Annotated in this window: 13 protein-coding genes and 2 pseudogenes; 8 read left to right on the top strand and 7 right to left on the bottom strand. The window is 42.4% G+C overall.

The annotated features are described in order from the left end of the window. The 6 genes from J7E38_RS15190 to J7E38_RS15215 form a co-directional block, all read left to right on the top strand. Nucleotides 1–789: bclA protein (locus J7E38_RS15190; RefSeq protein WP_483297179.1), on the top strand; the 789-nt coding region annotated here is incomplete at its 5' end. Between the two features lie 94 nt (nucleotides 790–883). Next, complete coding sequence (locus tag J7E38_RS23945) at nucleotides 884–2602, top strand: glycosyltransferase (protein WP_214706943.1); 1719 nt, start codon at nucleotides 884–886, stop codon at nucleotides 2600–2602. A 138-nt stretch (nucleotides 2603–2740) separates the two neighbouring features. Next, nucleotides 2741–3628, top strand: a complete 888-nt coding sequence (locus tag J7E38_RS15200; RefSeq protein WP_214706942.1) for a GT-D fold domain-containing protein — start codon at nucleotides 2741–2743, stop codon at nucleotides 3626–3628. A 46-nt stretch (nucleotides 3629–3674) separates the two neighbouring features. After that, nucleotides 3675–4790 carry a glycosyltransferase gene (locus J7E38_RS15205; RefSeq protein ID WP_214706940.1) on the top strand — a complete coding sequence of 372 codons (1116 nt, stop codon included), beginning with the start codon at nucleotides 3675–3677 and terminating at the stop codon, nucleotides 4788–4790. Between the two features lie 69 nt (nucleotides 4791–4859). Further along, nucleotides 4860–5831 (top strand): glycosyltransferase family protein, encoded by a 972-nt coding sequence (locus tag J7E38_RS15210; RefSeq protein ID WP_214706939.1) that lies wholly within the window; start codon nucleotides 4860–4862, stop codon nucleotides 5829–5831. 251 nt (nucleotides 5832–6082) lie between these two features. Continuing rightward, entirely contained in the window at nucleotides 6083–7159 is a 1077-nt protein-coding gene (locus tag J7E38_RS15215; RefSeq protein ID WP_214706938.1) for a hypothetical protein, read from the top strand. 26 nt (nucleotides 7160–7185) lie between these two features. On the opposite strand, the gene galU is transcribed toward J7E38_RS15215, so the two are convergent. The 6 genes and pseudogenes from galU to J7E38_RS15240 all read right to left on the bottom strand — a co-directional run bounded on the left by galU (nucleotide 7186) and on the right by J7E38_RS15240 (nucleotide 11958). Continuing rightward, nucleotides 7186–8076, bottom strand: coding sequence for a UTP--glucose-1-phosphate uridylyltransferase GalU (gene galU / locus J7E38_RS15220; RefSeq protein WP_214706937.1), 891 nt, complete (start codon nucleotides 8074–8076; stop codon nucleotides 7186–7188). Nucleotides 8077–8198: 122 nt separating this feature from the next. Then, on the bottom strand, nucleotides 8199–9296 hold the full coding sequence (locus tag J7E38_RS15225; RefSeq protein WP_214706936.1) for a DegT/DnrJ/EryC1/StrS family aminotransferase: 1098 nt from the start codon (nucleotides 9294–9296) through the stop codon (nucleotides 8199–8201). Next, nucleotides 9293–10273 carry a Gfo/Idh/MocA family protein gene (locus J7E38_RS15230; protein ID WP_214706935.1) on the bottom strand — a complete coding sequence of 327 codons (981 nt, stop codon included), beginning with the start codon at nucleotides 10271–10273 and terminating at the stop codon, nucleotides 9293–9295. Before J7E38_RS15230 ends, J7E38_RS15225 begins: the two co-directional genes overlap by 4 nt. A 60-nt stretch (nucleotides 10274–10333) precedes the next feature. Further along, nucleotides 10334–10570: pseudogene (locus J7E38_RS24490) on the bottom strand (DapH/DapD/GlmU-related protein); the annotation flags it as partial. A 3-nt stretch (nucleotides 10571–10573) separates the two neighbouring features. Beyond that, nucleotides 10574–10795, bottom strand: a pseudogene (locus J7E38_RS24495) (LbetaH domain-containing protein); the annotation flags it as partial. A 158-nt stretch (nucleotides 10796–10953) separates the two neighbouring features. Beyond that, a complete protein-coding gene (locus J7E38_RS15240) occupies nucleotides 10954–11958 on the bottom strand; it encodes a glycosyltransferase (protein WP_214706933.1) in 1005 nt (334 codons plus the stop codon). Nucleotides 11959–12171: 213 nt separating this feature from the next. Between J7E38_RS15240 and J7E38_RS15245 the strand changes: the two genes are divergently transcribed. Further along, nucleotides 12172–13449, top strand: coding sequence for a nucleotide sugar dehydrogenase (locus J7E38_RS15245; RefSeq protein ID WP_214706932.1), 1278 nt, complete (start codon nucleotides 12172–12174; stop codon nucleotides 13447–13449). Between the two features lie 48 nt (nucleotides 13450–13497). Here the strand turns inward: J7E38_RS15245 and J7E38_RS15250 are convergent, their stop codons facing one another. Beyond that, complete coding sequence (locus J7E38_RS15250; protein WP_214706931.1) at nucleotides 13498–14592, bottom strand: tetratricopeptide repeat-containing glycosyltransferase family 2 protein; 1095 nt, start codon at nucleotides 14590–14592, stop codon at nucleotides 13498–13500. Between the two features lie 283 nt (nucleotides 14593–14875). Here J7E38_RS15250 and J7E38_RS15255 point away from each other — a divergent pair, with 283 nt between their 5' ends. Next, nucleotides 14876–15844, top strand: a complete 969-nt coding sequence (locus J7E38_RS15255) for a tRNA dihydrouridine synthase (protein WP_214706930.1) — start codon at nucleotides 14876–14878, stop codon at nucleotides 15842–15844. The last annotated feature ends 36 nt before the right edge of the window (nucleotides 15845–15880 follow it).

Here is a 15880-nt window from a genome sequence, read left to right on the forward strand (position 1 = left end):
CCGCGCAGCCCAACAGGACCAACGACACCAACCGGACCGACTGGACCGACCGGACCAACGGGACCGACCGGACCAACAGGACCAACAGGACCAACAGGGCCGACTGGACCAACAGGGCCAACAGGGCCAACAGGACCGACCGGACCAACAGGGCCGACAGGACCAACAGGACCAACAGGACCAACAGGGCCGACTGGACCAACAGGGCCAACAGGACCAACAGGACCAACAGGACCAACCGGGCCGACAGGGGTAACCGGACCGACTGGACCAATGCCTGATACAGAGTGTGATTGTTGCGTTGGACCAATGACAGATATATTTGAGCAAATTAGAGATGGAAATATCGAAGTTACTGTTGGAACTACTTCTCAAACAAATAATGGTGGTATCGGCAACGTAACAATTGATGCAGTTCAAAATGGATTCTTTATTGCAGAGGGTGGAACGATTGCAGGACCAATGTGCCAAGTCGTTGGAGTTCAAGGTGATGGCTTACTTGCTGGTGTAACTCTGCCTCCACTTCCAGACCCGCCGCCTGATCGTACGGGAGAATGTGAATGCTGTGAGCAGCCTACTAGGGCAATTCTTGAAATGATCTTTGAACAAGGCTCTTCAGCAGATTTCTTTACTGATGGTTTCTTTGACAATATTCAGGATGCGGAAATTCTTGCTATATCTGAAGGACTTGTAAAGATTACAACAGGAAACGAAACATATATTCTTAGTACGTGTCATATTGCAAAGATTCAAGATATTAGTCCTGGCCTGACTTTTGAACCACAATAATAAAAAATCATCAACAGTGCTTGTCATGCTTGGCAAGCACTGTTCTTTTTTTGGCTTACACATAGACTATTATAAAAAACATTTGGAGGTAAACGTGATACAGGAACTTCGTTCACAGGAATTTAATAAAAGACTAGATAGATATGGGTTTGCTAGCAGACAAAAATTAATTCATACAGACCAAAATATCGAACAACTCCATATAGTATACGCAATGACCCATGTGGGAATATCAGGAGGAGTAAAAGTCATACTCGAACACGCAAATAAACTGACAAAAGCAGGAGTTAAAGTAACGGTGGTCTCCCATTATCCAAAGCCATCCTGGTTTCCAATTGAGTCAGAATATGTTCAAGTTCCTTTTGGCCTTGAGCTGGCTAAAGGGATTCCGATTTGTGACGTGATCGTTGCTACTTATTGGGACCATATTCAGGCTTGTATCGAAACAGGCATCGCACCTGTTGTGTATTTTGAGCAGGGTGATTTTCATTTGTTTGATTATGACTCAATGAACCATTCGCTAAAGGGGTTTATTCAGAAACAAATGGAGATTCCTCCTTTTATTTTTACTGTATCCAATCAGGCGTCAAAGCAGATCACCAAGATTTACGGCAGGGACGCCAGGGTTTTTCCTAATGCAGTTGATGAAGGTGTTTTTACAGTAAAAGGAGATAAAGAAATTGGAGAAAAGCCATACTTGCTGATGGTGGGAGCTGAATCAGCAAAGTTCAAAGGGATTTCCGATATCATTTTAGCTTATGAAAAAATCAAAAAAGACTTTGATATGGATTTGTACTGGATTACTCCGGAGCGGCCTTCTTTAGCAATGAAAGAGAAGGTGGCAAAGGTATTCGTTAGTCCATCGCAGCAAAAGATCAGCAGCCTTTTTCGGGGAGCATCTTTGTTTATTTGCGGATCAACCTACGAAAGCTTTTCGCTTCCAACATTAGAGGCTATGGCTTGTGGATGCCCGGTTGTTACCACAAACAACACTGGAGTACTCGAATACGCAGTGGATCAGGAGAATGCACTCATATGCGAAATGAAAAATCCTGTTGATATGGCAGAGAAAATAGCCCGTGTATTATCAAGTGAGGATATTCAGAACAAATTAAGGAGCAACGGTCTGTTGACAGCCCAGAAATATAATTGGGAAACAAGTATAAAGAAATTGTTGCTTTTCTATAAAGAAGTGTCTTCGTATAGGGTCCAGGGTCGAAATGAGCTTAATGTCTGGGAGCTAACTGTAAAACCTGAACAGTTTCTTGAAGAGGAAGATTTTGAGAAACTGAAAAGATACTTGAGGGTTACCGAGGCAGACATCGTTAAAGCACCTGTGGTTTACACTGTTGATAAAGCGCCTCCAATTGCCAGGTGGGAAGTGATTGCTAATCGGAAACATAGCGATGAAGGGAAAATGGAGCAGTGCTTCTGTCCCTTGCAGCCCTTTAATAAACTCCAGCTTCTTAGCCTGCCAGGATACAGCCCATTTCTATTCAAGGACTACGAAAGAGCATTAGCTGAATTTCAGTATCTTTATGAGCATCAAGAAGACCTTAATGAGAAATCTCTGTCAGCCCGCTGGATTATTCTCAACCTTTTAAGGCTGCAAAGGAAACACCAGGCGAAGAAACAATTAAAGGAGTTTATTAAACAATTCCCACATAACACTGATTTTCATCTCCTCAATTCACTAATTCATGACGATGTGAAGATTAAATCAAATTCGATTGAAACAGTTAAGCTGATAGGTGATGCGGCATCTTATCCTGAATTTTTCTATGATGTGCAGAATCATTTGCTTCATTCCTGAAAAGGGGTGAAATCATAATAACTGTTATAAAAGTAAACAAACACTTCTTCTCTAAAAATGAATATACCTAAAAAGAACTTATAAAAATAAGGGTTCCTGTTTGGAGCATTTAATCATTTAGCAAAAGGAGTTTTCCAATTGACCTATTCATTTTCGCCTGAACAATGGGAGTACTTATTCAGGCTTGGCTATCCGGGTCCCTGGGATAAGGAGTCAATGGCCTCGGAGGCTATTTACAGAGGCGGAGAGGCAATTGTTAAAAGTAAACTATTAAAAAATCAATATCTTCCTTATAATCTTGAAGACATTATTGAGGAAGGCATGAAGAGTCTTTCGAAGGATATTATCTGCCTGCAGACAGCAAGCGAAGTAGAAGTGCAACTGTTAGAGGCTTTGAGAGAAAAGAAGGGGTTCAGTGTAATAAGGATTGGTGATGGCGAAATATTGGCTTTGTCACACGATATCCTGGTTACGACAAAAGAAATTAATCAAAACAGAAGGCTTAAGGGTATGGGCGGATTTAAGGTCCCGAACCATGAAAAAAGAGATTTATTGGCTAAGAATTTGCTAGAGGCTGATATTGTTGGCATACCAGAAGCGAGATATCCAGTCTATCAGAGGATGTTTAATCAAGTCGCTAAGGAATATAGGCTGCCATTGCAGTCTATGAAATTGGCCACTTCGCTGATCAATTATCAGCTCAACCAGGAAACTGCTTTTTTCCATCATGTGTTAATGAATTATCGGGTCCTGCTGATTGGAAACCGTTCGGCTGATGGAGAGGAATTTTTCATCAAAAAGGGCTATAAATCCATTGTAGGCACTATAAAGGTTCCGGGATTTGATTCGATTGAAAAAGTGTTGGAAGAAGCCGATCGATATGAGTATGACATTGCCTTCGTTTCAGCCGGGGTGGCCGCCAACATTATCTGTGTGGAAATAGCCCGGAGAGATAAGGTGGCAATTGATTTTGGCCATTTACTTGATTGGTATCTGCTAGGCCGCAGGGTGATCAGGACCGAATGAGGCTGCCAATCATCTCTTTTCTCAATCACATAACTGGGGTGTTTTTATGATTAGCGTCATTTTGCCAGTGTACAACGGGGGGGATTTCCTTAAGGAAACCATCAGCAGCATCTTGAATCAGACACATAAAAATCTGGAGCTGATCATTGTCAATGATGGCTCAACAGATAACAGTGAAGAGGTAGTGATGTCGTTTACTGATGAAAGAATAAAATATTGTAAACAAGAGAACAAGGGAGTGGCGGAGGCTTTTAACAAGGGATTATCAGAGGCTAAAGGAGACTATATTACATTCCATGGGGCAGACGATCTCTCCCTTCAAAACCGTTTTGAACGGATGCTCAAGATCCTTCAACACAGCGGGATTGGAGTAGTGCATTCTGATATGCTCCTGATTACAGCGGGTGGGTCACCGATGGGTTACTGGCAATCAGGAAATGTGCTGCCGGAAGACCTGTATTCTTTTTTCCTGAATGTAGGAACTCCGTTCAATAACCCTACAATGATTTTTAAAAGAGATGTCCTCAATGGCGATGTGAAATATGACCCTACTATTAAAGTTGGGTCCGATACGGATTTTATTCTGAAGGCTTTAAAGAGTGACTGCCTGTCCTATCATATCCCAGAGCCTTTGTATCTTTACAGGAGGCATCAGACAAATGTGACGAACCAGAAAAACCCGGCTGTACTGGCTCGGCATGTGAAATTGAATCTTTCCGATGAAGACCTGAAGAAAATTCACGAAGCAAATGGCGGCCCTGATGATACAGATCACAATCTTTTTGCTGCTAAATTAATTGCCGGGCTTGCATTATCCAGGAGATGGATGATGAATGAAGCGTTTATCCTCTTTAATGAGGCCATTCCCTTAATCAAGAGTGACCGTGACCGTATTTTTTTTGAAGGGATGAAGGGGTTGATTGAAAAAGACTATCCGCGTGCGGTTAAGCACTTCACCAAGATCGAGAACAGGACCCATCTTGAGGAAAATTATTTAGGTGAAGCATTGATGTTTTTAAAGAAATATAACGAGGCGTACTCCCATTTCATTAAAGCATTGGAACTGTGTCCAGATTATCAATCTCCTGTTCAGAACCTCAAAGCAATCGGCACTTTAAGAGGGCTTAATGTCATTGATAAACATATAAATAAGTACAAATAGACCCCCGGAATCAGGGGGTTCTTCTATTCCGATAGCGGGGTTTTACAGAACACGAAGGAGTGGAATCCATTGAAGGAAAAACTGAAAATTTTACTGCTGGTCAAGCCGTTCTGGGTTAAGTTTCCGAAGCATAAGCCAAAGTATGAAACGATTGCTGCCCTGGAGAACCATGCTGAGGTCAGGTACTGGCATAAAGATGGAAACATAAAAGATATCTTGCGAAGAATCGATTTTAAACCAGATTTCATTCTTCAGTATGATGTGGCGTGGGGATATGCTTTTTCACCGATTATCAGCGGCCTTGGACAAATCGATATCCCTAAAGGTTCGATTGTAATAGACATCCATTACTTTCCCTATGTAAGAAGACAATATTTTGAAGATACGAAAATGGATATGATCTTTTCCCTCACAAAGTCGCCCTTTTTAAAAACATTCCCAGAATATCAGGAGAAGTTCAGGTGGTGGCCGTTTTCTATTAATCCAACTATTTTTAGAGATTGGCAGCTTGAAAAAGATATCGATTATTTACTGATGGGCCAGGTGTATGATCCAGACGGAAAGAACAACACAAATACCCCAAAAGGGAGATACCCTTTCAGGGAGGAAGTTTTAAAGAAAATGGAGGGAGTTGATGGCTTTGTCCATCACGCTCATCCAGGGCATGATGCCCCTGAAGCTGCCATCCTGAATGAAAAGTATGCGCGTGAATTAAACCGGTCTAAAATTTTCTTCACTTGCGGAGGGCAGTATAAATACCCTGTTCTAAAATATTTTGAAGCCCTGGCATGCAGGACCCTGCTGCTTGCCGAGCCGGTACAGGATATACTGGATCTCGGTTTTAAGGATGGCCATCATTTCGTCGCATGCGATCTTTCAAACTTTCAGGAAAAAGCGCAATATTATCGGGACCATGAAAAAGAACGGCAGCTGATCGCTGATAATGGATATAGGTTTATACATGAAAACCATACGAATGAAGCCAGAGCCGAGCAAATGGTTCAATATATTCAGGAGTTTTTAGATGAACAGAAAAAATGAATCTAAAAAAGACGAGGTATCGAAATCCCGTCTTTTTTTGCTTATGTAAGTTTTGATGCATTAAAGAATGGCCGATTTTCCCTCATGGAGACTAGTTTACTATAAACTGCCGGTGTTAACCTATTTCCATTCATGCACATTTAAATTGAGTGGTATAAAGGTCCAAGCGCTTGTCCGGACTGTCACATACTATAATATAAGTCTTTTTATGTAAAGGAATAGGAAAAAGCTGAAAGAAAGGAAGGATACCTGTGGATGCACGCAGTTATTATGAAATGTTAATAAAGAAGTTTCCCATAGGAGAACTGGGAAAAGGGCTGGAGCCTACTTTTCCGGGTATGTCATATCAGCCTATGACGTATGGTTTGCTGCTTTCCTCTGAAATAAATTATTATAGGTTATTTCGCGATCAAAACACTCTTGATAGAATCCAGGAGCTAGTGAACTGGCTGATAGAGAACAAGGATTTAGATAATGACGGCATTCCGGGATGGGGTCTGCCTCATGAATGGGATGCATATCAGGACGGTTCCGTTAATCCGCCTAATCACCCCTACACTATTACAACATCCATCGTGATGAATGGTTTTTTGGATGTTTTATCAATGCTTGAAGTGGTGTCTATTAAGGAGAGAGCAATCATTCAAGGCATATTGGCTAAGACTGCGCTTCATTGGTGCCAGAATGTATGGACCTCAAATGATAAAGGAGGGTATTTCTGGTACAGTCCCAGTAAAACTGATTCTAACTTTACCGTGAATGTTTCTTCGATGTTTCTTGGAACATTATCTCGACTATTGGCGGAACAAGGCTGTATATTTACGGAGGAGGAATACAGCTTTGTAAAAGGCAGGATCAACTCTGCCGCAGATTCTATTATTTCAAATGTAAAATTATTTAAAGGGATGCCCCAATGGTACTATACGATCTACGAAAATCCTGCAAAAAAAAGCAAATACAATGATGTAATCCACCATGGCTATATCCTGTGGGGAATGGAGCTCTACAGGAAGCACGGGGGGATTCATCCATTGCCGTGGAGTATTGAACAGGCTGTTAAATCCATTGATCGTTTTATAGTGAATGATAAAGTATATAGATTTACTGAACTCAATAAAGGGCCTGCCCGGCTGTGGGGAGCTGGGACGGCTTTAGCCTTTTATTCCAGATATGCTGATCCGGAAAAGGTAAAACATCTTATAGGGATTATCGATGAACTATATGGACCATTTCCTGACCTTCTTTATTATCCTTCGAGCAAAAACAAAAGCTTTTATCCTCGCTTTGCGGCGCATGTTCTATGGGGGTTGGCGCTGAGTTTAGGATAGAAACAAATAAACCTATATAACCAAGGTTATATAGGTTTATTTGTTTTAACATCTTTTAAAACTTTCTCAAGATAAGCTATTACGTCTTCCTTCAGTTCTTCACGCTGAAGGGCAAAATCGATCGTTGTCTGGACAAAGCCTAATTTTTCGCCAACGTCGTATCGATTTCCTTCGAATTCGTATGCGAACACTCTTTGGATCTGATTCAATTGCTGAATGGAATCTGTTAATTGTACTTCGCCTCCTGCACCCACTTTCTGCAAATCAAGGAACTTGAATATTTCAGGATTCAAAATATAACGGCCGATGATGGCAAGGTTCGAGGGAGCGGTGCCTGACGGCGGTTTCTCGACAAAGTTTTGAACATGATATCTCCGGCCATCCTGTGCGGAAGGATCGATGATTCCATACCGATGTGTCTCCTCATCCGGCACTCGCTGAACACCGATGATACTTGAGTGTGTCTCTTCATACTGGGTGATCAGCTGCTTTAAGCAGGGAGTCTCGCTTTGGACGATATCATCTCCGAGCAGAACTGCAAAAGGTTCATCTCCGATAAAATTCCTGGCGCACCATACGGCATGTCCTAAACCCTTTGGTTCCTTCTGGCGGATGTAATGGATATCAGCCAGTTTAGAGGGGTGCTGAACCCGTTCGAGTAAATCGAGCTTTCCCTTTTCGAGAAGATTTCGTTCAAGCTCATGTGCAATATCAAAATGGTCTTCAATGGCTCTTTTGCCTTTTCCGGTAACAATGATAATATCCTCAATTCCCGATGCTACTGCTTCTTCTACAATATATTCAATGGTCGGTTTATCGACGATAGGAAGCATTTCCTTTGGCATGGCTTTAGTAGCCGGCAGGAATCTGGTACCTAAGCCTGCCGCAGGAATAATGGCTTTGCGTACTTTTTTCACTCGCCTTCCTCCAATAATTAGTTGGTTTGTACATTATACTTATAAATGGTCTTGCATATGATTGTGATGACTAGAATCGGTGACTGCATAATGGCTGGAAAGGAAAAGAGAGTGGTTTGGGATCAACTGATAATCTCCTTTAAAGCATCACAAATCTCACGTATTTGATCCTTGGTTAACTCGGCGTACATCGGCAGGGATAAAAGGCTGCTGGCATATTCTTCGCTTAGCGGATATGTCCCTTGAGAAATTCCAAGGTCTCTGTAGGCTTCGGTGAGATGGATTGGAGCCGGATAGTGGATACCAGTTTGGATGCCTCTGTCGAGCAGCTTCTTTTGGACAGCTTCCCGATCCTTGATGCGGATTACAAACAGGTGGTACACATGCCTGACATCTTCTTTTTCAACCGGAAGAATGATCTTTGTATCTTTAAGCATCTCCCTGTAGAGAGAAGCATTTTTCCTTCTGGCTTCAGTCCACTGTTCGATATAGTTCATTTTTACATTCAGGATGGCAGCCTGGATTCCGTCCAGTCTGCTGTTATAACCTGCAATTTCGTGAATGTATTTCACTTTGCTGCCATGCTGGCTCAAGAGGCGCACGCGGCCAGCAAGTTCCTGATTATTCGTCACCACCGCTCCGCCATCACCATATGCCCCTAAATTCTTGCCAGGGTAAAAGCTGAAGCATGCGGCATCACCGATCGACCCAACCCGCCTTCCTTTATATTCAGCGCCATGTGCCTGGGCTGCATCTTCGATCACTTTAAGGCCATGCCGGGCAGCGATTTCGAGGATTGGGTCCATATCTGCAGGCTGTCCATATAAATGGACTGCAATAATCGCTTTCGTCTTTCCAGTAATCCTGGAAGGAAGCTCTTCTGTATTGATAGTATACGTCTCTGTGTCATGATCGACGAATACTGGCCGAGCTCCTACAGCTGTAATCGCTTCTGCAGAGGCAATGAAAGTATTGGCAGGGACAATAACCTCGTCTCCATGTCCAATGCCCATTGCCTTTAAGGTAAGCCATAAAGCGTCCGTCCCATTGCCGACACCAATACAATAAGACGCATGGCAATAATCAGCGAAGTTTTTTTCAAAGGTTTCGACCTCTTTGCCGCCTACAAATGCACAATCCTCAAAAATTTTTCCAACGGCATTCTTCACTTCAATTTCGATGCTTTTATACTGGGCCTTTAAATCTAAAAATGGGATCATTCTTGGTTTCTCCTTAATAAAAGATTACTTTCCTCGAGTACTTTTACAACGGTCAAACCTTTATTTCCGCTGCTCAAAGGCTCTTTGTTGTTCAGGATGCAATCTGTGAAATGGGAAAGCTCGACATTCAATGCTTCTTTTAAAATTAGCTCGGGAAAATACTCTTTTTCATTCTCATACTGGTAGGAAACTTCACTTTTTGAGAAGTCTACATGCTTACGAAATACCTTTACTTTTTTCTCGGGCTCCATGTCGTCGTAGATTATCATGCCTTTTGTTCCGACAACCGCCATTTTCCGTACCTTTTCCGGGTATAGCCAGCTGTTCATAATATAGACTTTCTCTCCGGTAGAATAGGTTAAGTTTAGAAAAGCGGTATCTTCAAGCTGTGGATTGATATCTCGATGCCCATATGCTCTTACCTTGATGATCTGGCTGCCGATCAAATAATCGGCAATCGATAAGTCATGAGGAGCCAAATCCCATAAGACATTGATATCCTTTTGGTATAAACCTAAATTCAGGCGTTGGGATGTGATATACCGAATGGTCCCTATTTCACCTGAATCAATAATTTCCTTCATTTTCCTGACGGCACCTGTGTATACAAAGGTATGCCCGACCATAAGTGTTAGGTTCCTGGAGTCTGCAAGTTTACAAAGTTCCTCTGAAGTTTGAACAGAGTCGGTGAGAGGTTTTTCAACAAAGACATGCTTGCCGTTAGTGAGGGCTTCTTTTGCAAATCGATAATGAGTATTCACCGGGGTCACAATCAATACGATGTCTATTGCGGGGTCCATGATGATGTCCAGATAGTTTGTGGTGGTTTTAATGTAAGGATATAAGGCTTTTTGTTTTGCCAGCTGCTCAGTATTCAAATCTGCTACATAGATTAACTCGACTCCAGGCAGGGCATCCAGATTGCGGATAATATTTGGTCCCCAATAGCCGCAGCCTATGACTCCTGCTTTTAACATAGATTGATCCCTCCTAAAAATTCTCCTGCAGCGGGAGAGGAGACTTTATTCCTGGATGTATCGAATGACCTTAGCCGGGTTTCCGGCAACGATCGAGAATTCCGGGACATTCCTGGTGACAACACTGCCAGCACCGACTATGGCCCCTTTACCGATTGTGAGTCCGGGCAGGATGGTACTCCCAGATCCGATGGATGCTCGTTCTTCTACAATTGTTTCAAGGAGCGTCCATTCGCCATCATTTTGCAAAGAGCCATCCGGATTGGTGGAGCGGGGGAACATATCATTCGTGAACATTACCCCGTGGCCGATAAAAACTCCATCTGCTATATGCACTCCTTCACATAAGAAAGAGTGGCTAGAGATTTTGCAATTTTTTCCGATTTTAACTCCTTTTTGGATTTCAACGAATGTGCCAACCTTTGTTCCGTCTCCTATTTCACAGCCATAGGCATTTACAAAATCATAAATCTTGACGTTCTCACCTAGCTTTACATTGTTTAAATTGCTTTTATTATTCATAAAACACACCCATATCTATCATTTTTAAAGATGCTGCGGTATAGAGGGTCACCGATTCATAATCAGTCTCTTTATGGTATATGTTCTGAAATTGGAAGTGTATGGGGGGGCGCCTACAAATGCGAAAAATCCGCTGGCAAATGAATGGCTTTGCAGTTTTATTTAGAACTTGAAGATTCTCGATTAAGGGATAGATATTCTTTCACATAGTCAATAAATTGCTGGGCCCTTACATCGTTTGTATGGTGGGTATGGATAAACTCGTAGCCTGTATCTGTTATTTTTGTTCTTTCTGCCTCGTTTTCCAGATAATACATCGCTTTTTCATAGAAATTGGATTCATTACAAGCAACAAAGTTTTCACCATCTACGAATCCCAAATCTGTAAGGTCTGGAACAGGCTTTGCCAGGAGCAGTGTTCGGCACGCGGGAGCTTCAAAGTATTTCAGTACTGGATATTGAAACTTGGACCCGCATGTGAAGAACATTTTTGCCCGGTTCAGTTCCTTCGCATATTTTTCATTCAGATAGTTTTTTGAAGTATTTTTTGCGTAGTGTCCAGGATGATGATGAAATAAAAAGCCTTCTTCTTTCCGCATCCGCACTAAAACTTCCTCTCTAAATGGGTACTTGCCCTTTGGAGTTCCAGTCACATTCCTGCTTTTTCGTTCCCTGTCAAAAACCTGCCCCATCAGCAGGAAATTAATATTCTTCTCAAACTGCCAATCTTTAAAAACATCAGGGTTGATGGCAAAGGGGAGCCAGCGGAACTGATCCTTGTATTGAGGGAATTTTTTTAAGAATGGTGACTTTGTGACAGAAAAGATTAAATCGATTTTATTTCTATTGAAAAATTTCACTCGTTCAGCGGGACTGTAGTGGATATCAATCACGATACACCCTTTTGGGATTTTGATTTTTCCTAATCCCTTTATCCTTGGGGTCAGGGGACTGTTCCAGGCATGATCATAATGCAGAATGAAATCTGGGGTGAAATTCAACGCAACTAAAATATCCTTGATGTTGCCGTCTTTATGCCAATACCGTACGTCGGCGAATTTTTCGATTGCTTTGATGGTGTCGAACTTTGGTTGATGCTTTGGTGCAGATTTGTTGAAAGACTTGATTAAAACAAGAATCTTAAGTTTTTCTTTTTCTTCCATGAAAAACACCTCCATATCGGTGTGAAAAGTCGTTTCTTTTAGCTTATTCACACTGTTTTCCGATGCTTGGTCAATTGTCATAATTGAACGGCGGAATGGTCATTTTATTTACACAAACAAACTGCGAATACATAAAATAACGGAGAGTAATTGCCAGAAGCTTTCCAGGATTTCGGGGGATTTCAGCTAAAAAGGCCAGAAAGGATTGTTAAGATGAAAAATGTGACAGTTGTTGGTTTAGGGAAGATAGGACTGCCTTTAGCCGCGATTTTTGCAAATTGCGGACATTTTCATGTGTACGGAGCAGATATTAATAAAACTGTGGTGGACAAAGTGAATCAGGGGATTTCCCATGTGGACAATGAACCGGGACTCGATGAGCTGGTTGCCAAAGCCCATGAGTCCAAAACATTGGAAGCTACTATTGATACGTCAGAAGCGGTAAGTAAATCTGAAGTGGTAGTCGTCATTGTGCCGGTATTAACAAAGGGAAACGGCGCCATAAACTATCAATATATCGATTCTGCAGTAGAGGATATAGCAAGAGGGATAAAAAAAGGAACGCTTGTAAGCTTTGAAACGACATTGCCTGCTGGGGATACGAGGAACAGGTTTGGCAAGACGATCGAAAAGATTTCGGGATTGAAAATGGGGGTCGATTTTTTCCTATCCTACAGTCCTGAACGTGTGTACTCTAACCGGATCATCAAGGACTTGTCTGCCTATCCAAAGGTAGTGAGCGGATTGAATCCCAAAAGCCTGGAGTTGGCGGCTGATTTTTATCAAAAAGGGTTAAACTGCGACATTTTACCGGTCAGCAGCCTGGAGGCAGCCGAATTCACCAAGGTTGCCGAATGCGTATATCGCGATGTGAACATCGCGCTTGCCAATGAACTTGCAATGTATGCAAACAAGCTGGATATTGACATTATGGAAGTCATAAAGGCCGCAAATAGCGAGCCATATTCGAATATCCACCTGCCGGGTATTGGCGTTGGCGGGCACTGTATCCCTGTCTATCCATATTTCTTCATCAATAACGGCCTGGATGAGGGCTTGACCACCTTATCAAGAAGGATTAATGATGACATGGCCAAGTACGCAGTAGGGCTGGCAGAAGAACATCTGGGTTCGTTAAAAAATAAAAGAGTCTTGATTTTAGGTTTGTCATTCCGGGGAAATGTGAAGGAGCCAACAAAATCCTCCACATTGCTTCTGATTGATGAATTGAAGGAAAAGGGAGCAGCAGTATATGTCGATGATCCTTTATTCGAGGCAGGGGAGATATCAAAATATGGCGTTGTTCCCTTTTCGAAACAGCAGGCGGAAGGAATCGAACTAATCATCCTCCAGGCGTACCATGATGAATATAAGAACATGGATTTTTCAGCATACAAAAACTGCAGCCTGGTTCTGGACGGAAGGAATGTGCTGGATAAACAGGCCATTATGCAGCATGGCATGCATTATCTTGGGATTGGTGTTAAATAGTCGACAATTATATGGCAAGAGAAAAGAGGAAATCTTCAGGATTCCCTCTTATTTTTTGCTTTTATTTTTCACGAAATCATTAAAAAATTTCTCATTGAACAAGACCTGCTTGTCATCCGGCCGGTATTTTTTGGCGCTCTGATTGTGTTCAATCGATTTTTCTACATTGCCTAGTTCCCAATAGCAGACGCAAAGCTGAAGATTCGGATACCATGTGGAATAAGCCTGGTTCTGGAATCCGGCGGTATCCTTATTCATCTGTATGGCGGTAGTATACCAGTAGATAGCTGTTTGATAATTCTTTTTGGCTTTGAAAATATCGCCGATGCGGCAGCACGGTTCAGGCCGGGGTGCATCGTATGACAGAGACTTCAGCAAAGCTTCCATTTCTTCGTCCTTTTCTCCTAGATGGACATGGCAATCAGCCAGATTCAAACACGCTCTTATGTTGTCCTCCACCCAGCCTTTTTTGCCTCCAAGGAACTCTTGATAATAAATGACCGCTTTTTCATATTGCCGATGGTCTCGCAGCTCATTGGCATAATAATATAAATCTCTGGGGGTGAAGTCATCTCCTCTTTTAATCCTCTTTTCATAAATTCTTAAATTCCTGTCAGATGACTGGCCGGTCGATTGCTTTTCATTCTTTTTATGCTCGACGGATATATCAGAGGATATAATATTGCCGCTCACATCAAGATATTCATGGACAGGTCCGATCCATTTGAAGTTGTTGCTCCTCTTCACCAGGCGGTTTCTTCTGTAATGGAAGGTCGGATTCTCAAATTCATCTCTGAGGATGACGTAGATCATCGAGACAGCATCAACATTCGAATTCAGGGAGTTTTTCAGCTTTTTGAACTTTTGCTGGTCAGCCGGCAGCAAAATATCGTCCGCATCGAGCCAAAGGATATACTCCATCGTGGCGTTGCTGAAGGCAAAATTACGGGCAGCGGAAAAGTCATCAATCCACTCGAAATCAAGTACCTTATCCGTGTACTGCCTGGCTATTTCCTTTGTCCGATCAGTCGACCCGGTATCCACTATGACGATTTCATCACAGATACCCTGTACACTCTTGAGGCAGTTTTCCAATACTTCTTCTTCGTTTTTAACAATCATGCAGAGACTGATGGTGGGCATGGATTTCCCTCCTGTAAAAGATATTCTTCACATTTTATGTAAAGTGATAAAGATGTGAAACCTCCTCGGATCAGGATGTGGAATATAGGCCATCAGGCAAATACTTTATTTTAAGTAGCCCAGTGGAATGCTAAGTGGTGGAAAGTTAAAATTACCATTTCAATCAGTTTGATAAAAAGTGCTTAAGCATGGTATAAGTGTAAAAGGAGCAGGAGCATTCTGCTTTTTAATTTTGGGATCAGGGTAAGCTCTGGTATCCCATGATGAGAGGGACTGAACGATTATGAAAGAAAATTTCTGGCGTGATTTACCACGGCCATTTTTTATACTGGCACCAATGGAAGAAGTGACGGATGTTGTTTTTCGTCATGTAGTGAGTGAAGCAGCAAGACCGGATGTGTTTTTTACCGAGTTTACAAACAGTGATAGTTATTGTCACCCGGATGGCATCAAAAGTGTGCAGGGGCGTTTGACCTTTACAGAGGATGAACAGCCGATTGTCGCTCATATCTGGGGGGACAAGCCTGAATATTTCCGGAAAATGAGCATTGGCATGGCGGAAATGGGCTTTAAGGGTCTGGATATCAATATGGGCTGTCCCGTACCAAATGTGGTACAGAATGGAAAGGGAAGCGGTCTGATCCGTCGTCCCGAACTGGCAGCTGAACTAATCCAGGCGGCTAAAGCGGGTGGATTGCCGGTAAGCGTTAAGACAAGGCTTGGTTTCTCAGAATTAGACGAGTGGAAGAGCTGGCTGAAACACATATTGGAACAGGACATCGTCAATCTTTCCATTCATCTGCGTACAAGGGATGAGATGAGTAAAGTGGATGCACATTGGGAACTGATTCCGGAAATTAAGAAACTTCGTGACGAGGTGGCCCCGGATACGCTTTTGACGATCAATGGGGATATTCCCGATCGCCAAACTGGCTTGAAGCTGGTCGAGCAATATGGTGTTGATGGTGTTATGATCGGCCGTGGCATTTTCCATAATCCATTTGCCTTTGAAAAGGAGAAGAAGGAGCATAGCAGTGAGGAATTGCTTGATCTTCTAAATCTGCATATGGATCTTCATGATAAATACTCCCATTTAGAACTACGTCCGTTCACAGCTCTTCACCGCTTTTTCAAGATTTATGTCAAAGGATTTAAAGGGGCAAGTGCATTAAGAAATCAATTAATGAACACGAAGTCAACAGCTGAAGTGCGGGAATTGCTTGGCGAGTTTGCGGCAAAAAATCTGGATTAAATGAGGGAACAAATACCACGATGTGCTAACGGAATC

This window comes from Bacillus sp. ISL-35, from assembly GCF_018613355.1.
GTDB lineage: Bacteria > Bacillota > Bacilli > Bacillales > Cytobacillaceae > Mesobacillus.